The 18,564-nt window shown below is 64.1% G+C and carries 20 protein-coding genes; 11 read left to right on the top strand and 9 right to left on the bottom strand.

Features of this window, described 5'->3' with window-relative positions; all coding sequences use genetic code 11:
* Positions 1 to 183: 183 nt before the first annotated feature.
* Entirely contained in the window at positions 184 to 312 is a 129-nt protein-coding gene (locus tag HU729_RS25985; RefSeq protein ID WP_256093873.1) for a hypothetical protein, read from the top strand.
* A 92-nt stretch (positions 313 to 404) separates the two neighbouring features.
* Positions 405 to 1,598, top strand: coding sequence for an MFS transporter (locus tag HU729_RS20650; RefSeq protein ID WP_186666498.1), 1,194 nt, complete (start codon positions 405 to 407; stop codon positions 1,596 to 1,598).
* Between the two features lie 48 nt (positions 1,599 to 1,646).
* Here the strand turns inward: HU729_RS20650 and HU729_RS20645 are convergent, their stop codons facing one another.
* Positions 1,647 to 4,667 (bottom strand): FAD-binding and (Fe-S)-binding domain-containing protein, encoded by a 3,021-nt coding sequence (locus HU729_RS20645; protein ID WP_186711402.1) that lies wholly within the window; start codon positions 4,665 to 4,667, stop codon positions 1,647 to 1,649.
* 174 nt (positions 4,668 to 4,841) lie between these two features.
* On the opposite strand from HU729_RS20645, the gene HU729_RS20640 reads away from it, so the two are divergent.
* A complete protein-coding gene (locus HU729_RS20640; RefSeq protein WP_186711401.1) occupies positions 4,842 to 5,726 on the top strand; it encodes a LysR substrate-binding domain-containing protein in 885 nt (294 codons plus the stop codon).
* Between the two features lie 114 nt (positions 5,727 to 5,840).
* On the opposite strand, the gene HU729_RS20635 is transcribed toward HU729_RS20640, so the two are convergent.
* The 6 genes from HU729_RS20635 to HU729_RS20610 all read right to left on the bottom strand — a co-directional run bounded on the left by HU729_RS20635 (position 5,841) and on the right by HU729_RS20610 (position 12,253).
* Positions 5,841 to 7,262, bottom strand: a complete 1,422-nt coding sequence (locus HU729_RS20635; protein ID WP_186711400.1) for an amino acid permease — start codon at positions 7,260 to 7,262, stop codon at positions 5,841 to 5,843.
* A 648-nt stretch (positions 7,263 to 7,910) separates the two neighbouring features.
* Entirely contained in the window at positions 7,911 to 8,993 is a 1,083-nt protein-coding gene (gene rluB, locus HU729_RS20630) for a 23S rRNA pseudouridine(2605) synthase RluB (RefSeq protein ID WP_186666501.1), read from the bottom strand.
* 149 nt (positions 8,994 to 9,142) lie between these two features.
* Positions 9,143 to 9,910, bottom strand: a complete 768-nt coding sequence (gene scpB / locus HU729_RS20625; RefSeq protein WP_186666503.1) for an SMC-Scp complex subunit ScpB — start codon at positions 9,908 to 9,910, stop codon at positions 9,143 to 9,145.
* Positions 9,911 to 9,925: 15 nt separating this feature from the next.
* A complete protein-coding gene (locus HU729_RS20620) occupies positions 9,926 to 10,624 on the bottom strand; it encodes a ScpA family protein (protein WP_186666677.1) in 699 nt (232 codons plus the stop codon).
* A gap of 125 nt (positions 10,625 to 10,749) precedes the next feature.
* On the bottom strand, positions 10,750 to 11,379 hold the full coding sequence (locus HU729_RS20615) for an L-threonylcarbamoyladenylate synthase (protein WP_186711399.1): 630 nt from the start codon (positions 11,377 to 11,379) through the stop codon (positions 10,750 to 10,752).
* Between the two features lie 13 nt (positions 11,380 to 11,392).
* Complete coding sequence (locus tag HU729_RS20610) at positions 11,393 to 12,253, bottom strand: PHP domain-containing protein (RefSeq protein ID WP_186666505.1); 861 nt, start codon at positions 12,251 to 12,253, stop codon at positions 11,393 to 11,395.
* 67 nt (positions 12,254 to 12,320) lie between these two features.
* Between HU729_RS20610 and HU729_RS20605 the strand changes: the two genes are divergently transcribed.
* From HU729_RS20605 to HU729_RS20590, 4 genes are all read left to right on the top strand, one after another.
* Complete coding sequence (locus HU729_RS20605; RefSeq protein WP_186666507.1) at positions 12,321 to 12,917, top strand: septation protein A; 597 nt, start codon at positions 12,321 to 12,323, stop codon at positions 12,915 to 12,917.
* Between the two features lies 1 nt (position 12,918).
* Positions 12,919 to 13,218 (top strand): YciI family protein, encoded by a 300-nt coding sequence (locus HU729_RS20600; protein ID WP_186666509.1) that lies wholly within the window; start codon positions 12,919 to 12,921, stop codon positions 13,216 to 13,218.
* Positions 13,219 to 13,350: 132 nt separating this feature from the next.
* A complete protein-coding gene (locus HU729_RS20595) occupies positions 13,351 to 13,740 on the top strand; it encodes a translation initiation factor 2 (RefSeq protein WP_186666511.1) in 390 nt (129 codons plus the stop codon).
* A gap of 7 nt (positions 13,741 to 13,747) precedes the next feature.
* Positions 13,748 to 14,425 (top strand): response regulator transcription factor, encoded by a 678-nt coding sequence (locus tag HU729_RS20590; protein ID WP_054891952.1) that lies wholly within the window; start codon positions 13,748 to 13,750, stop codon positions 14,423 to 14,425.
* A gap of 35 nt (positions 14,426 to 14,460) precedes the next feature.
* On the opposite strand, the gene HU729_RS20585 is transcribed toward HU729_RS20590, so the two are convergent.
* Positions 14,461 to 14,676 carry a DUF1127 domain-containing protein gene (locus tag HU729_RS20585; RefSeq protein WP_186711398.1) on the bottom strand — a complete coding sequence of 72 codons (216 nt, stop codon included), beginning with the start codon at positions 14,674 to 14,676 and terminating at the stop codon, positions 14,461 to 14,463.
* A gap of 96 nt (positions 14,677 to 14,772) precedes the next feature.
* Here HU729_RS20585 and HU729_RS20580 point away from each other — a divergent pair, with 96 nt between their 5' ends.
* The gene (locus tag HU729_RS20580) at positions 14,773 to 15,624 is read left to right on the top strand and encodes a LysR substrate-binding domain-containing protein (RefSeq protein WP_186711397.1); all 852 of its coding nucleotides are present in this window, start codon (positions 14,773 to 14,775) and stop codon (positions 15,622 to 15,624) included.
* A 6-nt stretch (positions 15,625 to 15,630) separates the two neighbouring features.
* Here HU729_RS20580 and HU729_RS20575 read toward each other — a convergent pair whose 3' ends face one another.
* Positions 15,631 to 16,380 carry a sulfite exporter TauE/SafE family protein gene (locus HU729_RS20575; RefSeq protein ID WP_186666678.1) on the bottom strand — a complete coding sequence of 250 codons (750 nt, stop codon included), beginning with the start codon at positions 16,378 to 16,380 and terminating at the stop codon, positions 15,631 to 15,633.
* A 116-nt stretch (positions 16,381 to 16,496) separates the two neighbouring features.
* Between HU729_RS20575 and HU729_RS20570 the strand changes: the two genes are divergently transcribed.
* From HU729_RS20570 to HU729_RS20560, 3 genes are all read left to right on the top strand, one after another.
* Positions 16,497 to 17,450, top strand: coding sequence for a LysR family transcriptional regulator (locus tag HU729_RS20570; protein ID WP_054891955.1), 954 nt, complete (start codon positions 16,497 to 16,499; stop codon positions 17,448 to 17,450).
* Between the two features lie 57 nt (positions 17,451 to 17,507).
* On the top strand, positions 17,508 to 17,963 hold the full coding sequence (locus HU729_RS20565; protein ID WP_186666519.1) for a MarR family transcriptional regulator: 456 nt from the start codon (positions 17,508 to 17,510) through the stop codon (positions 17,961 to 17,963).
* A 127-nt stretch (positions 17,964 to 18,090) separates the two neighbouring features.
* The gene (locus HU729_RS20560; RefSeq protein WP_011532840.1) at positions 18,091 to 18,519 is read left to right on the top strand and encodes an organic hydroperoxide resistance protein; all 429 of its coding nucleotides are present in this window, start codon (positions 18,091 to 18,093) and stop codon (positions 18,517 to 18,519) included.
* The last annotated feature ends 45 nt before the right edge of the window (positions 18,520 to 18,564 follow it).

The following is an 18,564-nucleotide window of genomic DNA, read 5'->3' as shown; positions in this document are numbered from 1 at the left end:
CCGGCGCGAATGCATTCCCGGCAGAACCCAAGCGAACATCGTCCGCTATTCGCCCGCAAATCGACCGGCGAACAGGAAAATTTATAAACTGTCATCCAGACTGCTGTATCCTGCCCCGGCTTTGCAAAAGCTTCCACTGCGCTACGCGCCGCCTTTTCACTCACACTTGCGAGGAACGACGAGATGCATGAAATCCCGAATCTTCCCTTCCCAAGCCTGAACCCCGAAGAGCAAACCGTTACCGCCCACGCCGCCGAGCCGGCACCTGCTTCGCAGGAAGGTGACGATCAATCCAGCGCCGATCAGGAATAACCGCGCATCCCCACCGACCGTGTGAAAACGGCTGACCTGCGGCTACCCCCCGTCATCGCGTTTTCACACAGTCCAGAACCTCGAAGGCCCCCATGCCCGACTCACCGCGCCCTCTTGCGGTCACCCTGCAAGTCGTCTCCATCGTTCTCTTCACCTTCATCGGCTACCTGAACATCGGCATCCCCCTTGCCGTACTGCCCAGCTATGTGCACAACGACCTGGGTTTCAGCGCCGTGCTCGCAGGCCTGGTCATCAGCGTGCAGTACCTGGCAACCCTGCTCAGCCGCCCGACCGCCAGCCGTATCATCGACAACCTCGGTAGCAAGAAGGCGGTAATGTGGGGCCTGTTCGGCTGCGGCCTGAGCGGGGTGTTCATGCTGGCCTGCAGCTTCCTCACCCACCTGCCCTGGCTGAGCCTCACCTGCCTGCTCATCGGGCGCCTGGTACTGGGCAGCGCGGAAAGCCTCGTGGGCTCGGGTTCGATCGGCTGGGGCATCGGCCGCGTCGGCGCCGAACACACCGCCAAGGTCATCTCCTGGAATGGCATCGCCAGCTATGGTGCGCTGGCCGTCGGCGCACCGCTGGGGGTGCTGATGGTCAAGGGCCTGGGGCTGTGGAGCATGGGTGCGAGCATCATTCTGCTGGGCGTTCTTGGCCTGGCACTGGCCTGGCCCAAGCAGGCCGCGCCGGTGGTGGCGGGCAAGCGCCTGCCCTTCCTGCAGGTGCTGGGCAAGGTGTTCCCGCATGGTTCGGGGCTGGCGCTGGGCTCGATCGGCTTCGGCACCATCGCGACCTTCATCACCCTCTACTACGCCAGCCGCAACTGGCCAGATGCGGCGCTGACCCTGAGCCTGTTCGGCGCCAGCTTCATCTGCGCACGCCTGCTGTTCGGCAATCTGATCAACCGCATCGGCGGTTTTCGCGTGGCCATCGCCTGCCTGTCGGTGGAAACCCTGGGGCTGTTGATGCTGTGGCTGGCACCCAACGCCCAGCTGGCCTTGGTGGGCGCGGCCTTGAGCGGCTTCGGCTTCTCGCTGGTGTTCCCGGCACTGGGGGTGGAAGCGGTGAACCAGGTGTCGGCAGCCAACCGTGGCGCGGCGGTCGGCGCCTATTCGCTGTTCATCGACCTGTCGCTGGGGATCACCGGGCCACTGGTGGGCGCGGTGGCCTCAGGGTTCGGCTTCAGGTCGATCTTCCTGTTTGCCGCCGGGGCGGCGATGTGCGGGCTGGTATTGAGCCTGTACCTGTACCGCCAGGCACGGCTCGGACGGGAGCAGCACGGCTGAAGGTTGCGCTGGCCTCTTCACGGACTTGCCCGCGAAGAGGCCGCGAGATCAGCGCACCACGTACTGCAACACCACCTCCAGCGGATGGCGCAGCTGCTTCTCGGTCATGCGCTTGACCTGGCTGCGGCACGAATAACCGGTTGCCAACGCCTCACCCTCCTTGTCCAGCTTGGTCGCCCACGACTGCTCGAAGATGGTCTTCGAAGCCTGCTGGTTGCGTGCCTCGTGCCCGTAGGTCCCGGACATCCCGCAACATCCGGTGGCCTCGGTGGAAAGCTTCAGCCCCATCCGCGCGAAGACCTGCTCCCACTGCCGGGTGCTGGCCGGGACGTTGGTCTTCTCGGTGCAGTGCGCCATCAGGCGGAAGCTGCCACCCTGCCCTGCGGCCTGTTCGGGCAGCGCCTCCATCAGCCATTCCTGCGGCAACAACACCGTCGGACAGCCTTGCAGGCCGTCGACCTTCTGGTATTCCTGGCGATAGACCAGGGTCATCGCCGGGTCCAGCCCCACCAGTTGCACACCGCAATCCGCCAGGGCCTTGAGCTGCCGGCCATTGCGAATCGCCGCCTTGGCGAAGGCACCAAGGAAACCCTGCACGTGCAGCGGCTTGCCGTTGGCGCTGTAGGGCGCCAGGAACACCTTGTAGCCCAGCCGGTGGGCCAGCTCGATGAACGAAGCCAGCAGCGGCGTCTCGAAGTACCGCGTGAAAGCGTCCTGCACCAGCACGATGCTGCGCTCGCGCTGGGCCGGGGTCAGCTCGCGCAGGGCGGGCACACTGGCCACACCCACACGGCAGCGGGTCAGGGTGGACTGGAAATTGAAGCGGCTGATCAGTGGGCTGTCGACCATCCCGACCTTGTCAGCCAGCAGACGGCTGACCCACTTCGACCCCATCACCGCGTTATACACGCCCGGCACATGGGCCAGGTACGGAATGGTGAACTCCAGCGAGCCGATCAGATAATCACGCAGCGGGCGCTGGTAGCGACCGTGGTAGAGCTCGAGGAAGCGTGAACGGAAGTCCGGTACGTTGACCTTGATCGGGCACTGCCCCGCGCACGACTTGCACGCCAGGCAGCCGGCCATGGCGTCGTAAACCTCGTGAGAGAAGTCCTCCTGGCCCTGACGCTGGGCCCGCAGGTTGCCCAGGCGCTTGGGCAGGCCCTTGATCCACGACGCCTTGCGCTGCGCCGAGGCCAGCACATCGATGTTGGCCTCGCCCTGCAGGCGCAGCCATTCACGGATCAGCGAAGCGCGCCCCTTGGGTGAATGGCGGCGCTCGCGGGTGGCCTTCCACGACGGGCACATGGCGTCGTTGGGGTCATAGTTGTAGCAGGCGCCGTTGCCGTTGCAGTGCACGGCGCTGCCGAAGCTCTGCCACACGCGCTCGTCGATGTTTCGGTCCAGGTCGCCACGCAGGGTGACACCATCGACCGGCGTCAGGCCCTCGGCGCTGTCTGGCGGCGTGCAGATCTTGCCCGGATTGAGCTGGTTGTACGGGTCGAATGCACCCTTGAGCCGCTGCAGGGCCGGATACAGCTCACCGAAGTACTCCGGCACGTATTCCGAACGCAACCCTTTGCCATGCTCGCCCCAGAGCAAACCACCATAGCGCTTGGTCAGCGCCGCCACCGCATCGGAGATCGGCTTGACCAACGCGGCCTGGGCGGGGTCTTTCATGTCCAGCGCCGGACGCACGTGCAGCACGCCGGCATCGACATGACCGAACATGCCATAGGCCAGGCCATGGCCATCGAGCAGCGCACGGAATTCGGCGATGTAGTCGGCCAACTGCTCCGGCGGTACCGCGGTATCTTCCACGAACGGCTGCGGCCGCACCTCGCCTTCGACGTTGCCGAGCAAACCGACCGAACGCTTGCGCATGGTGTAGACGCGCGTCACGGCCTCGGCGCCCTCGGCGAGGGTATGGCCCAACCGCTCGACGCTGGTATCGCTGCGCAGGTGTTCGACGAACGCCTCGACACGGGCATTGACCTCAGCCGGCTCGTCGCCACAGAACTCGACCAGGTTGATACCCAGGGTCGGGCGCTCGGCGTCGGCGGGGAAGTACTCGGCGACGCTGTGCCAGACGATATCCTTCATCGCCAGCATCAGTACCTTGGAGTCGACGGTCTCGATCGACAGTGGCTTGTGCGCCATCAACGCATTGGCATCACGCAGGGCATCCATGAAGCTGGTGTAACGCACGTTGACCAACACCGCGTATTTCGGGATCGGCAGTACATTGAGCTTGGCCTCGACCACGTAGCCCAACGAACCTTCGGCACCGCACAGCACGCTATTTAGGTTGAAGCGGCCCTCTTCGTCGCGCAGGTGCGCCAGGTCGTAACCGGTCAGGCAACGGTTTAGCTTGGGGAAGGTGTTCTCGATCAGCTCGCCTTGGGTCTGCTGGATCTCGCGGGCCATGCGATAGACCTCGCCGACCCGGCCAGGTGCGGCGCAGGCCTGCTCCAGCGCAGCGTCGTCGATCGGCAGGCTGTGCAGGCGTTCGCCACCGAGCAGCACGCTGTGCAGCTCGAGCACATGGTCACGGGTCTTGCCGTAGGTGCAACTGCCCTGGCCGCTGGCATCGGTATTGATCATGCCGCCGACCGTGGCGCGGTTGGAGGTCGACAGCTCAGGGGCGAAGAACAGCCCGTGCGGCTTGAGCGCAGCGTTGAGCTGATCCTTCACCACACCGGCCTGCACCCGCACCCAACGCTCCTGGGTGTTGATTTCGAGGATGGTGTTCATGTGCCGCGACAGGTCGACGACGATGCCGTCGGTCAATGACTGGCCGTTGGTCCCTGTACCACCACCGCGCGGGGTCAGTTTGACCTGGCGAAAACGCGGCTCGGCCATCAACGTGGCGACGCGTGCCACGTCGTCAGCGTCGAGCGGGAAGACGGCCGCCTGGGGCAGGCGCTGATAGATCGAGTTGTCGGTGGCCAGCACCGTACGGGTGCCGTAGTCGGCGCTGATCTGGCCACGGAAGCCGCTGGCGCTCAGGGCTTCGAGGAATTCGGGGTAGCCGGCGGCAGGCGCACGGACAGGCAACTGGGCGATCATCGAAGGATGGCCTCTTGTATGGGCAGGTTCACGGTCTGGCATCACCCGGCGGGCGACGCTCTGTTGCTCAGCCGGCATGAATAACTCAGAGCCGGATGACGAGTAGGCCAATGTTCCTGTACTTTCCAGCCGAGGGCAAACGGATAATCCTGCCGCTATCGATGAGTTTCATGAATGAATTACCGCCACCTGACCCCATCGATGTCCTTGCTGCTGGCGTTCGAGGCCGCTGCCCGGCATGAAAGCTACACCCGCGCGGCCGTCGAGCTGTCACTGACCCAGAGCGCCGTCAGCCGCCAGGTCCAGGCGCTGGAGCAGCAACTGGGCCTGACCTTGTTCCGCCGCGAGGGGCGCCAGGTGCAATTGACCGATGTCGGGCGCCTGTACCAGCGCGAGTTGAGCGAAGCCCTCGGGCGCATTCGCAGCGCCACGCTGCAGGCCCTCGCCTATCAGTCCGGGGTCGGCACCCTGCGCCTGGCGACACTGCCCACCTTCGGTTCGAAATGGCTGCTGCCGCGCCTGAACGCGTTCTACAGCGCGCATCCCGGGATGCTGGTGCACATCCATTCACGCATCGAGGCGATCAACTTCGACACCAGCGAGATCGATGCCGCCATCGGCGTGGCCAGCCAGGACCTGCCCGGCCTGATCTGCCATCGATTGCATGCCGAGGAACTGGTGGTGATCCTGCCGCCGCAGGCTGCGGGCGCAGCGGACACATGGACGCCGGCACGGATCAGCGAAGAGTTGCTGCTCAATGTCGCCAACAACCCGCATGCCTGGGGCGAATGGTTTTCTCATCACGGCCTGGCGCACCGCGCCATGCGGCTGGGGCCGAGCTTCGAGCTGACATCGCACCTGATCCAGGCAGTACGCGCCGGGATCGGCATCGGCCTGGTGCCGAGGATTCTGGTGGCCGAGGAGTTGGCCAAGGGCGAGCTGTTCAGCCCGGGCGAGGCGTTCGCCAGCCAGCGCAGCTATTACCTGATCTACCCGCCGCGCAACGAGGCGCTGCCCTCGCTCAGGGCGTTTCGCGGGTGGTTGTTGGAGCAGATTTAGCGGTTGCCTGGTTGGACGCTTTCGCGGGCAAGCCCGCTCCCACAGGGCCCGAGCAGACAACAAAAAACCCGGCACCAGCCCCTGGCACCGGGTTTCCCGAATCAAGCTACCGGCTTACTTGGCCACGCTACCCGCCGCAGTACCCGCCTGCGCCATGCGCTTGCTCTTGATCACATAGAACACATACATCACCACCAGCCACACCGGAATCGCGTAGACCGAAATCTGGATCCCCGGGATCTGCAGCATGATGCCCAGGATCAGCACCACGAAGGCCAGGCACAGGTAGTTGCCGTACGGGTACCACAGCGCCTTGAACAGCGGCTTCTGGCCGGTACGGTCAAGGTGCTGGCGGAACTTGAGGTGCGAGTAGCTGATCATCGCCCAGTTGATCACCAGCGCCGCGACCACCAGCGACATCAGCAACTCCAGGGCATGCTGCGGCATGAAGTAGTTGAGCAGCACGGCAATCAGGGTGAACGCTGCCGACGCCAGGATCGCCCGCACCGGCACGCCACGACGGTCGATCTTCGCCAGGCCCGCCGGGGCATCGCCCTGGTCGGCCATGCCGTAGAGCATGCGCGCATTGCAGTAGGTGCCGCTGTTGTACACCGACAGTGCCGCGGTCAGTACCACGAAGTTCAGCAGGTGCGCCGCGACATCACTGCCCAGCAGCGAGAACACCTGGACGAACGGGCTGCTGCCATAGCTACCACCCGACGCATCGATGCTGGCCACCAGGCTGTCCCACGGGGTCAGCGACAGCAGCACAACCAAGGCGCCGATGTAGAAGATCAGGATGCGGTAGATGACCTGGTTGATCGCCTTCGGGATCACGGTCTTGGGCTTGTCGGCCTCGGCGGCGGTGAAGCCGAGCATTTCCAGGCCACCGAAGGAGAACATGATGATCGCCAGCGCCATCACCAATCCGCTCACGCCGTTGGGGAAGAAACCACCATGGCTCCACAGGTTGGTCACCGAGGCGTCCGGGCCGCCACTGCCGCTGGTGAGCAGGTACGCGCCCAGGGCGATCATGCCGACGATGGCGGCCACCTTGATGATCGCGAACCAGAACTCGGCCTCGCCGAACACCTTGACGTTCATCAGGTTGATCGCGTTGATCAGCAGGAAGAAGCCCGCCGCCGTCACCCAGGTCGGGATTTCCGGCCACCAGTAGTGGACGTACTTGCCGACGGCGGACAACTCCGACATGCCCACCAGGATGTAAAGCACCCAGCAGTTCCAGCCCGACAGGAACCCGGCAAAGCCGCCCCAATACTTGTGGGCAAAGTGGCTGAAGGAGCCGGCCACGGGCTCTTCGACGATCATCTCGCCGAGCTGGCGCATGATCATGAAGGCGATGAAGCCGCAGATGGCGTAGCCAAGGATCATCGAGGGCCCGGCGGATTTCATCACCCCGGCCGAGCCGAGGAACAGGCCGGTACCGATGGCGCCCCCCAGGGCGATCAGCTGGATATGGCGGTTCTTCAAGCCACGCTTGAGTTCGCCTGACGGCTGCGAATTGTGTCCACTCATGAACGAAGTCACCTGCTTGTTTTTATCTGTGACGGAATCGGACCCGCCGCGCTCGTGGCACAGCGGAATGAGGCAAGGTGGTTACCTTGGGTTCCCGGACCCTGGCGCCGCGCCTGGCACGGAGCCTGGGGCGGATCAGCCGGGAGTCGGCGAGAATGCGTGGTACGCGAGGGGGTCACAGGTAAAACGCGGCGCATTGTATACCCCTGCGAGCGCGCAGGCGTCAACGCGTTGCGTCGTTTCCTCGAGAAAAAACGCAGCGGTCCTGGGGCAAGGGCCATCAATGGCGTAGTGATCGGCGTACATGGCGCCTCCATTTGTTGTTGTGTAGGCCCGACTGCAGGAGTGGGCTGATGCACTTGGCAATGTCCGTCATATCAGCGCGGGACGGGGCTTTGGGCAATAGCGCGAACGGCCGATGGAAGGCTCTGCGGCGCGGCATGCGGCAAGATCTGTTTACACCAGCCTGGAAAGCAGGAAACCGAACGGTAATACCGGCAGATTCCGTATAGATTTCGTTACAAGATGGTTCAAATACTTTCCAGCATGACGAAAAACGCTTCCTGTTCAGCAGCTTGAAGGCTCGCACTTTTCGACCAGGCACAAAAAAGCCAGCCCGAAGGCTGGCCCTTTCACCGCCGCATGCGATCAACCACGCGGTTTACCGCGACCACGGCCGGCTGGTTTGTCGCCTTCCGCACGCGCAGGACGCTTGCGCATCTCGCTAGGACGTTCGGCAACGGCGCTGCCGCGGCTACCCTTGCGCGGCGCTTCCTCACGTGCCGGACGCGCCGGGCGCTCGCTGGCCGCGCGTGGCTGACGCTCGCCGGCGTCCTTGGCGGGGCGCAGGTCACGCACGCGCTCGCCACGACCCATGGGGCGCGTGGACTTGCGCTGCAGACGCTCGAGCTTGTCCTTGGCCTTGAGGTTGAGGGTCGGCAGCGCCACCGGCTGCAGCCCGACTTCGGCAGCGAGGATGTCGATCTCGCCCTGGCTCATTTCACGCCAGCGGCCCATCGGCAGGTCGGAGTTGAGGAACACCGGGCCGAAACGCACGCGCTTCAGGCGGCTGACCACCATGCCCTGGGACTCCCACAGGCGACGCACCTCACGGTTGCGGCCTTCCATCACCACGCAATGGTACCAATGGTTGAAGCCTTCACCGCCCGGCGCCTTCTGGATATCGGTGAACTTGGCCGGGCCGTCCTCGAGCATCACGCCCGCCTTGAGGCGCTCGATCATCTCGTCGTCGACCTCGCCACGGACACGCACCGCGTACTCGCGGTCCATCTCGTAGGAGGGGTGCATCAGGCGGTTGGCCAGTTCACCGTCGGTGGTGAACAGCAGCAAGCCCGTGGTGTTGATATCGAGACGACCGATATTGATCCAGCGGCCTTCTTTCGGGCGCGGCAGGCGGTCGAACACGGTCGGACGGCCTTCCGGGTCGTCACGGGTGCAGATCTCGCCGTCTGGCTTGTTGTACATGATGACGCGGCGGGTCGCCTCGGCGGCTTCCTCGCGCTTGATCAGCTTGCCGTCGACAGCGATGGCATCGTGCAGGTCGACGCGCTGGCCGAGGGTGGCCTCGACGCCGTTGACCTTGATGCGACCCTGGCTGATCCAGGCTTCGACGTCACGGCGTGAACCCACGCCGATGCGTGCCAGCACTTTCTGCAGCTTTTCGCCGGACGGCGGGGTGATCTGGGTTTCTTGCAGGTCTTTGTCACTCATCTGGGCACCTCCCGGTGTACGGTGTAGTGAAAGCGGTTTGGCGGCGAATGCGCCAAGGGGGCGCGCATTGTACGCGGTTCATGGGGCGGGTGCATCGGGGTGATGAAGTTTTTCTGCTCGGCGGTTAGCCCGCAAAACGCCAGCGCAGATCAAGGCTTGTCCTCGTCCTCGACCACATCCTCTTCCTCGCGTAAATCATCAAAGTCGATCTTGAGCCCCTCTTCCATGGCATCCAGCTCCACCAGCAGGCTGCGGAAGCTGGTTTCCTCCTTCGGCTCACCCTCGCCCTCCAGCTCACCCTCGCCCAGGCTGGCATCGGCCAACGCCTGCAGGTGCGCGGGCACCGGCGCATCGTCCAGGTCGTCGAGCACAGGCTCTGGCTCCATCTCGCGCAGTTCGGCCAGCGGCGGCAACTCATCGAGGCTCTTGAGGTTGAAATGATCGAGGAACGCCTTGGTGGTGGCGAACATGGCCGGACGGCCCGGCACCTCGCGGTAGCCGACGATGCGGATCCACTCGCGCTCCATCAGGGTCTTGATGATGTTGCTGTTGACGGCCACCCCGCGCACGTCCTCGATCTCGCCCCGGGTAATCGGCTGGCGGTAGGCGATCAAGGCCATGGTTTCGAGCAGCGCACGGGAATAGCGCTGCGGGCGCTCCTCCCACAGGCGACCGACCCAGGGCGCGAAGTCCTCGCGAATCTGCAAGCGGTAGCCGCTGGCCACTTCCTTGAGCTCGAAGGCGCGGCCATTGCACGACTTGCCGAGCACCTCCAGGGCCTTCTTGAACACGGCCGGCGCCGGGCGCTCTGCCTCCTCGAACAACTCGAAGAGGCGCTCCAGGGACTGCGGCTTGCCAGAGGCCAGCAGAAAGGCCTCGATCAGCGACGCCAGGTCGCGGGGTTCGTTCAGGTTCATCGGCGCTCTTAACTGTCACTCGGCCCGGGCACGGACATGGATCGGGGTGAAAGGCTCATTCTGCACCAGTTCGATCAGCGATTCCTTCACCAGCTCGAGAATCGCCATGAAGGTGACCACCACGCCAAGCTTGCCCTCCTCGACGCTGAACAGCTCGATGAAGGGTACGAAGCCGCCGCCCTTCAGACGCTCGAGCACCTCGCTCATGCGCTCGCGGGTCGACAAGGTCTCGCGGGTGATCTGGTGGCTTTCGAACAGATCGTTGCGACGCATGACCTCAGCCATGGACAGCAGGATCTCCTCCAGCGCGACTTCCGGCAGCAGCTTGCGGACCCTGGCCTGCGGCGCCTCCAACTGCGGCACCAGCACCTCGCGGCCGATCCTCGGCAACTCGTCGATGCCCTCGGCGGCAGCCTTGAAGCGCTCGTACTCCTGCAGACGGCGTATCAGTTCGGCGCGAGGATCGCCCTCTTCTTCCTCGACTTCACTGGAGCGCGGCAGCAGCATGCGCGACTTGATCTCGGCGAGCATCGCGGCCATCACCAGATACTCGGCAGCCAGCTCCAGGCGCACCGACTTCATCAGCTCGACGTAGCCCATGTACTGCCGGGTGATTTCCGCCACCGGGATGTCGAGAATATCGATGTTCTGCTTGCGGATCAGGTACAGCAACAGGTCCAGCGGGCCCTCGAAGGCTTCGAGGAAGACCTCCAGGGCATCCGGCGGGATGTACAGGTCGACCGGCATTTCGGTCAGCGCTTCGCCATAGACCAGCGCCAGTTGCAGTTGCTGCGGCGCCTCGGCCTCGACCGGCGGCGCCTCGGGGGCCTGCACCTGGCTCACGCGTTGACCAGGAAGGGCGTGGGGTCGCCGCAGCCTTCGCGGATCAGTTCCGGCTCATCGCCGGCCAGGCTGATCACCGTCGAGGCTTTCAGATCGCCGTAGCCGCCATCGATGATCAGGTCGACGTGGTGCTCGAGCCGTTGGCGGATCTCGTAGGGATCGGTCATTGGTTCCTCGTCCCCCGGCAGGATCAGGCTCACGCTCATCAGCGGCTCGCCCAGCTCTTCCAGCAATGCCAGGGCGATGGGGTTGGACGGCACGCGCAGGCCGATGGTGCGGCGCTTCTCGTGCATCAAAAGGCGTGGCACTTCGCGAGTGGCGTTGAGGATGAACGTATAGGGGCCCGGGATATGCGCCTTGAGCAGGCGGAACGTGGCGGTGTCGATCTTGGCGAACAGCCCCATCTGCGACAGGTCGCAGCACAGCAGGGTGAAGTTGTGGTTCTTGTCCAGCTGGCGCAGGCGCCGTACGCGCTCGACGGCCCCCTTGTCGCCGATCTGGCATCCCATCGCATAAGCCGAGTCGGTCGGATAGACCACCACCCCGCCCTTGCGGATGATCTCCACGGCCTGCTTGATCAGGCGCGCTTGCGGGTTCTCCGCATGAATCTGGAAGAATTGACTCACGTAATCGTCCTGTTCATACCGCCATAGGCTGTTCATGGCTGAATCGGCGCCACAGAGGTGGCAGGTCCTCGGGCAATGGCCGGTAGGCACCGATCTCGCCCCAGGTGCCGGGGCCGTGGAAGTCACTGCCAGCGCTTGCCAGCAGGCCGAACTCACGGGTAAGGATGGACATCGTGCCCACTTGCTCGGGCGGCATCATGCCATTGACCACTTCAAGCGCCTGCCCTCCCGCTTGAATATAGTCGGCGATCAGGCGTCTGCGCTTGCTGCGAGTCAGTTCGTAGTGCATGGGATGGGCAAGGCTCACCCAAGCGTTGGACTGGCGAAGGGTCCCGACAGTTTCCTCGAGCGTCGGCCAATGCAGCTTGACGTCGCCCAGCTTGCCGGCACCCAGCCATTTGCGGAACGCCTCACCGCGGTCCTTGACGTGCCCGGCGCGCACCAGGAACTCGGCGAAGTGCGGGCGCGCCGGGGCGTTGCCACTGTCACCCAGCTCCTGCTGTACGGCACGCGCGCCCTCGAGCGCATCCGGCATGCCCTTGCCCGCCAGACGCCTGGCGATATCCTCGGCGCGCAGCCAGCGACCACGGTGCAATTGCTCGATGGCCTCCAGCAGGGGCGGTGCATCGAGGGGGAAGTTGTAACCCAGCACATGGATGGTCGCCCCACCCCAGGTGCATGACAGCTCCACCCCGCTGACCCATTGCATGCCCAGGTCAAGACACGCCTGGCGCGCCTCGGGGAGCCCTTCGAGGGTGTCGTGATCGGTCAGTGCCAGCGTGCGCACCCCGTGCTCGTGGGCGCGGGCGACCAGTGCCGTGGGCGACAGGGCGCCGTCGGAGGCCGTGCTGTGACAGTGCAGATCAACATTCATGGAGGAGCGCTTTCGCCGGAATCGATGTTTGTTATTATGCCGTCACATCCCGCTTCTGGCTGCCACTGTGAAACAATTCATCGATTTCATCCCGCTGCTGCTGTTCTTCATCGTCTACAAGCTGGACCCGCGCCCGGTCGAATTCGCCGGTCAAAGCTTTGAGTTCGGCGGTATCTACAGCGCCACGGCGATGCTCATCCTCAGCTCCGTGGTGGTCTACGGCGCGCTGTTCCTGCGCCATCGCAAGCTCGAAAAAGGCCAGTTGCTGACACTGGTGGCGTGCCTTGTCTTCGGTGGCCTCACCCTGGCCTTCCACAGCGAAACCTTCCTCAAATGGAAGGCGCCGGTGGTCAACTGGTTGTTCGCCCTGGCCTTCGCCGGCAGCCACTTCATCGGCGACCGGGTTCTGATCAAGCGCATCATGGGGCACGCACTGACACTCCCCGAAACGATCTGGAACCGCCTGAACGTCGCCTGGATCCTGTTCTTCCTGGTCTGCGGCGCAGCCAACCTGTTCGTCGCCTTCACGTTCCAGGAGTTCTGGGTCGACTTCAAGGTCTTCGGCAGCCTGGGCATGACCGTGATCTTCCTGGTGGCCCAGGGCGTGTACCTGTCGCGCCATCTGCACGACGCCGACCCTTCCACCTCCAAACCCAAGGATTGACATGCTCTACGCCATCATCGCCAGCGACGTCGCGAACTCCCTGGAAAAACGCCTGGCTGCCCGCCCTGCGCACATCGAGCGCCTGCAGCAACTCAAGGCCGAAGGTCGAGTGATCCTGGCCGGCCCGCATCCGGCCATCGACAGCAACGACCCGGGCGCTGCCGGTTTCACTGGCAGCCTGATCGTCGCCGAGTTCGACTCCCTTGCCGCCGCACAGGCCTGGGCCGACGCCGACCCGTACATCGCGGCAGGCGTGTACGAGAAGGTGGTGGTCAAACCGTTCAAGCAAGTGCTGCCCTGAGCCCGATCGTTTCTGTTCGCGTGCAAGCCGTGACGACGACTTGCACGCGAACAGGCCCAGGCAATCCACGGATTCATCTATTGCGACCCACTGCCGACAACCTTCTGAATCGAACAAGAATCAGGAGTTCCGATGCGCCAAGGTCCGATGTCCCTGCTGCTTTTCTGGCTGTTGCTGCTCTCTCCCCTCGCTCTCGCCGAACAGCCTCTGTCGCTGGAAGCTGGCGCGCGCATCACCGAGCTGCAGCAGCGCCTGGAAGACAGCGAGAAACAGCGCGCTGCGCTGAGCAAACAGCTGCAAGATGCCGACAGCGCCCGGGAAAGCACCCAACTCGAACGCCTGCGCCAGGACAACCAGCGCCTGCAGGCTGCGGTGGAAAAACTGCAGGCCAGCAGCCCCCTGCACCTGCTTACCGACCAGCAGCAATGGTTCCTGATCGGATCGGTCGTTGCACTGTTGTCGGCAGTCTGCGGTATCTTAGCCAGCGGCGGACACAGAAGACGCCGACAATGGTTGAATTGAGTGAGTCATGAGCGAGCTGTTACTGATTGATGATGACCAGGAGTTGTGCGAGCTGCTCGGCAGCTGGCTGACCCAGGAAGGCTTTGCGGTCCGCGCCTGCCACGACGGCGAGAGCGCGCGACAGGCCCTGGCCGCCCACGCCCCGGCGGCGGTGGTGCTCGATGTAATGCTGCCCGATGGCAGCGGTCTGGAACTGCTCAAGCAACTGCGCAGCGACCACGCCGAACTGCCGGTGCTGATGCTGTCGGCCCGTGGCGAACCGCTGGACCGCATCCTGGGCCTGGAACTGGGTGCCGACGATTACCTGGCCAAACCCTGCGACCCGCGTGAGCTGACCGCTCGCTTGCGTGCCGTGCTGCGCCGCAGCCACCCGGCGGCGCCCAGCACCCAGATCGAGATCGGCGACCTGGCCTTCAGCCCCGTGCGCGGGGTGGTCAGCATCGATCAGCGCGAGATGAGCCTGACACTCTCCGAGAGCCGCATCCTCGAAGCCCTGCTGCGTCAACCCGGCGAGCCATTGGACAAGCAGGAGCTGGCACAGATCGGCCTGGGCCGCAAACTGACGCTCTATGACCGCAGCCTGGACATGCACGTCAGCAACCTGCGCAAGAAGATCGGCCCCCACGCCGATGGCCGCCCCCGCATCGTCGCCCTGCGCAGCCGCGGCTACTACTACAGCCTGTAAACGCCGCGGGGCAGCCCTGCCCCGCAGCGACACCTTCATTTGCGCAATGGATCGTCCCAGAACGGGCGCTCCACCTCCTGCAGGGTATCCGCCCGACTCAACCCCAGATCGTGCAGCGCATCGTCGCTGAGGCTGGCCAATTGCCGCCGCTGGCGGTACAGCTGTTGCCAGCGCAGCAGTCGCTGAAGCGCCTGTGCAAGAAGTTGGCCCAAGGAGAAGGGGGTGTGCGTGACGCTGAAATGACCTTTCATCGTGAAGCCCTCCGTGTGAGTGGCTTCAGTCTCGCGCTAGGCTTAGGATCAATCCAACGAATGTTTCTTATGTCTTGCATCTGGAGAATTGATGCAATGTCCACCTACCAGAGTCTCGACGCCGAGGTCTTGCGCACCTTCGTCGCCATCGCCGAACAAGGCGGCTTCACCCGCGCCGGGGAGGTCGTCAACCGTACCCAGTCGGCAGTGAGCATGCAGATGAAACGCCTGGAGGAAGACATCCTCCAGCGCCAGTTGTTCGAACGCGACGGACGCCAGGTGCGCCTGACCGCCGAGGGCCAGGTGCTGCTGGGTTACGCCCGGCGCATCCTCAAGCTGCACGGTGAGGTGTTCAACACCTTGCGCATGCCGCACATGGTCGGCGTGGTGCGCATCGGCACTCCAGACGACTACGCCATGCGCTTTCTGCCGGCGATTCTCGCCAGCTTCGCCTGCAGCTATCCGCTGATCCAGGTGGAGGTGCATTGCGAGCCATCGAAGCAGTTGATGCAGCGCCAGGACCTGGACCTGACCATCATCACCCGCGAGCCAGGTGCCGAGGTGGGCCAGCTGCTGCGTCAGGAGCGCCTGGTATGGGCAGCCGCCAAGGGCTTCTGCCCCCACGAACAGAGCCCGATGCCCCTGGCGATGTTCAACACCGACTGTTTCTGCCGCACCTGGGCCTGCAACGCCCTGGACCATCAGGGGATCGATTACCGCATCGCCTACACAAGCCCAAGCCTGGCGGCCATCTTTGCCATCGTCGGCGCAGGCCTGGCGGTTACAGCCCAGTTGCATAGCCTCATCAGCGACCCTCTGTGCATCCTCAGCGAAGACCAGGGCCTGCCGCAGTTACCGGTGGCCAATGTGATGCTGCTGCGCAATGCGCAAAGCCACTCGCCGATCACCGACTGCATGGCCGACTACGTGATCGACGGCTTCAGGTAAACGCGATTACAGCTCCAGGCCCAGCATCACCGCACAGACAATCAGAAACACGCAGAACAGCGTACGCAGCACTTTCTCGGGCAACGCATGGGCCAGCTTCACGCCCCAGCTGATGCTGAGCAGACCGCCCACCGCCAGTGGAATACCGGCATGCCAGTCAACGCTGCCATGAACGCCATAGGTGAGCAGTGTCACCATGGTGCTCGGCGCCGCAAGCGCCAGCGACAGCCCCTGGGCCACCACCTGGGTGGTGCCGAACACGCTGGTCAGGATCGGCGTGGCCACTACCGCGCCGCCAACACCGAACAGCCCGCCCATGCTACCGGCGAAGCAACCCAGCACACCCAGCCAAGGCCAGGGATAACGCAACTGGCTGCTCGGCGGGCTGACCTTCATGAACATGCGTGCCACGTTCCACACCGCCAGCGCCACCAGGAACGCGACGAAACCCAGGCGCATGGAGTGCGCATCGAGCCCGACCGCCCAGATCGACCCCAGCCACGCAAAAATGAAGCTGCACAGCGAAAGCGGCACCGCATGGCGCAGCTCGATGCGGTTGCGCTGATGGTAGCGCCACAGCGCCAGCAGCACGTTAGGCACTACCATCACCAACGCCGTGCCCTGGGCCAGTTGCTGGTCGAGACCGAACAGCACTCCCAGTGCAGGAATAGCAATCAACCCGCCGCCGATGCCGAACAGGCCACCCATGGTGCCCAGCGCCGCGCCTAAAACGATGTACATCACCCACTCGATCATCAGTGCCTCATCCGACAGCATTCTCAATCCAGGCATGCTACCCAGTGCAGGCTGGCGGGGAAACGCACAGCAGCGCACAATGGCTTTGCGTTTTACGCAAAAGCATGGGAAGGGTCATGAGTCCAGATATCCTCACCGAACAACTGAGTCTGTTTCTCGACGTGCTGGAAACTGGCAGCTTCTCTGCGGCCGCGCGTCGTCACCCCTTGACGCCTTCGGCAGTCGCACGACGCATCGACAACCTGGAAAACGCCGTGGGCAGCCGCCTGTTCGTGCGCAGCACCCATGCCGTGCGCCCGACCCCAGCGGGCAATGCCTTCGCCGAACGCGCCCGGCGCATCATCGAGGAACTGCGCCTGGCACGCGCTGAAGCGGTATCCCTGAGCAATGCACCGGAAGGCCTGATCCGCATGGATGCCCCGGCAGCCTTCGGACGCCGTCACCTGGCACCCGCGATCGCCGACTTCCTGGTGGCCTACCCCGGGCTCGATGTGCAACTGCGCCTGATCGACAGTTTCGTCGACATGCACGGCAGCCACCTGGGCGAGGTCGACCTGGTGCTGCGCGCAGGCACTCTGGCCGACACACGACTGGTCGCCACACCGCTGGCCTACATGGTGCGCATCGCCTGCGCCAGCCCGGCCTACCTGGCCGCGCGAGGGGTGCCTACCTGCCCCAGCGAGCTGCCGCAGCACGACGGCCTGGACTGGGATGGCCTTGCACCACCGTTCGCCTGGCGCTTCGCCGTCGATGGCCAAGTGCGCCTGTACCGCCCGGCACGCCTGCGTATGACCGCCAACAACGCCGAAACCCTGCTGTTCGGCGCCCTCGCCGGCCTCGGCATCGCCCATCTGCCCACCTGGCTGGTCAGCGAATACCTGCTACGGGGTGAACTGCTGCCGCTGTTCTGCGAAAACGGCCTGCCCGAACCGGAAACCACCGGTATCTATGCACTCCGGCTCGAACATGAAACGAACTCTCGCAGCCGCTTGCTGCTCGAATTCCTCAAGAGCCGCTTCAGCCCGGTCCCTCCCTGGGACCTGGCGCTACGCAGTGGACTGCGTGGTTGATGAGCGCGCTAACGATCTGCGTGCTAGATTCTTAACTGAACTCATTCAAGGACTTGCATGAACGCCGACACCAAAGCCCCCTGCGACGAGCTGCTGCTGGACAACCAGGTGTGCTTCGCCCTGCACTCCACCTCGTTGCTGATGACCAAGGTCTACAAACCCTTGTTGCAGGCCCTGGGCCTCACCTACCCGCAATACCTGGCCATGCTCGTGCTGTGGGAGCAGGACGGCCTGACCGTAGGCGAAATCAGCCAGCGCCTGTTGACCGACCCCGGTTCGCTCACCCCGCTGCTCAAGCGCCTGGAAAGCGAAGGCCTGCTCAAGCGCACCCGCAGCCGCGACGATGAGCGCGTGGTGCTGGTGCAACTGACCGACAAGGGCCGCGATTTGCGCGATGAGGCCAGCAAGGTGCCGCACTGCATCCTGGAAGCCTCCGGGCGCACGGTGGAACGCTTGCAGAAGCTGCAGGCCGAACTGCTCGACCTGCGCGACAGCCTGCAAAAAAGCCTCTGAGGACTATGCTGTGAAAGCCTGTCGGACGAATGGTCGAAAATTTATCTTGCGCACTAAATAATTGCGCGCTAATTTAAACCCACACCCACCCAGCGCCAAGGCGCACAGCACACAAGCGAGGCTCAAGATGCAAAAGGTCACTCCCCTGTACATCGCAGAAGCAACCTCCACTGGTGGTCGCGACGGCAAATCCCGCTCCAGCGACGGCAAGCTCGAAGTCAAGCTGAGCACCCCTAAAGAACTGGGCGGTGCTGGCGGTGAAGGCACCAACCCCGAGCAGATGTTCGCTGCCGGCTACTCGGCCTGCTTCATCGGCGCGCTGAAGTTCGTCGCCGGCCAGGAAAAGAAAGCCCTGCCTGCCGACGCCTCGATCACCGCCAAGGTCGGTATCGGCCAGATCCCCGGTGGTTTCGGCCTGGACATCGACCTGCACATCAACCTGCCGGGCCTGGCCCAGGCAGATGCCGAAGGCCTGGTGGAGAAGGCGCACAAAGTCTGCCCATACTCCAACGCCACCCGCGGCAACGTCGATGTGCGCCTGCACGTGACGGTCTGAGTAAACGCCAGACACAAAAAAACCCCCCCCCCCCCGGGGGGTTTT

This window comes from Pseudomonas sp. RW10S2, assembly GCF_014268985.1.
In the GTDB taxonomy this organism is placed as follows: Bacteria; Pseudomonadota; Gammaproteobacteria; order Pseudomonadales; family Pseudomonadaceae; genus Aquipseudomonas; species Aquipseudomonas wayambapalatensis.
The sequence above is the reverse complement of the archived record's forward strand: the minus strand, read 5'-3'. Positions and strand labels throughout refer to the sequence as shown.

Excerpts from the sequence above, each read along its gene's own strand:
- rluB (WP_186666501.1), bottom strand. The coding sequence starts at position 8,993 with ATGAGTGACAAAGACCTGCAAGAAACCCAGATCACCCCGCCGTCCGGC.
- HU729_RS20650 (WP_186666498.1), top strand. The coding sequence starts at position 405 with ATGCCCGACTCACCGCGCCCTCTTGCGGTCACCCTGCAAGTCGTCTCC.
- HU729_RS20585 (WP_186711398.1), bottom strand. The coding sequence starts at position 14,676 with ATGAAAGGTCATTTCAGCGTCACGCACACCCCCTTCTCCTTGGGCCAA.
- scpB (WP_186666503.1), bottom strand. The coding sequence starts at position 9,910 with ATGAACCTGAACGAACCCCGCGACCTGGCGTCGCTGATCGAGGCCTTT.
- HU729_RS20575 (WP_186666678.1), bottom strand. The coding sequence starts at position 16,380 with ATGATCGAGTGGGTGATGTACATCGTTTTAGGCGCGGCGCTGGGCACC.
- HU729_RS20600 (WP_186666509.1), top strand. The coding sequence starts at position 12,919 with ATGCTCTACGCCATCATCGCCAGCGACGTCGCGAACTCCCTGGAAAAA.
- HU729_RS25985 (WP_256093873.1), top strand. The coding sequence starts at position 184 with ATGCATGAAATCCCGAATCTTCCCTTCCCAAGCCTGAACCCCGAAGAG.
- HU729_RS20570 (WP_054891955.1), top strand. The coding sequence starts at position 16,497 with ATGAGTCCAGATATCCTCACCGAACAACTGAGTCTGTTTCTCGACGTG.
- HU729_RS20645 (WP_186711402.1), bottom strand. The coding sequence starts at position 4,667 with ATGATCGCCCAGTTGCCTGTCCGTGCGCCTGCCGCCGGCTACCCCGAA.
- HU729_RS20640 (WP_186711401.1), top strand. The coding sequence starts at position 4,842 with ATGAATTACCGCCACCTGACCCCATCGATGTCCTTGCTGCTGGCGTTC.
- HU729_RS20590 (WP_054891952.1), top strand. The coding sequence starts at position 13,748 with ATGAGCGAGCTGTTACTGATTGATGATGACCAGGAGTTGTGCGAGCTG.
- HU729_RS20595 (WP_186666511.1), top strand. The coding sequence starts at position 13,351 with ATGCGCCAAGGTCCGATGTCCCTGCTGCTTTTCTGGCTGTTGCTGCTC.
- HU729_RS20560 (WP_011532840.1), top strand. The coding sequence starts at position 18,091 with ATGCAAAAGGTCACTCCCCTGTACATCGCAGAAGCAACCTCCACTGGT.
- HU729_RS20635 (WP_186711400.1), bottom strand. The coding sequence starts at position 7,262 with ATGAGTGGACACAATTCGCAGCCGTCAGGCGAACTCAAGCGTGGCTTG.
- HU729_RS20610 (WP_186666505.1), bottom strand. The coding sequence starts at position 12,253 with ATGAATGTTGATCTGCACTGTCACAGCACGGCCTCCGACGGCGCCCTG.
- HU729_RS20580 (WP_186711397.1), top strand. The coding sequence starts at position 14,773 with ATGTCCACCTACCAGAGTCTCGACGCCGAGGTCTTGCGCACCTTCGTC.
- HU729_RS20565 (WP_186666519.1), top strand. The coding sequence starts at position 17,508 with ATGAACGCCGACACCAAAGCCCCCTGCGACGAGCTGCTGCTGGACAAC.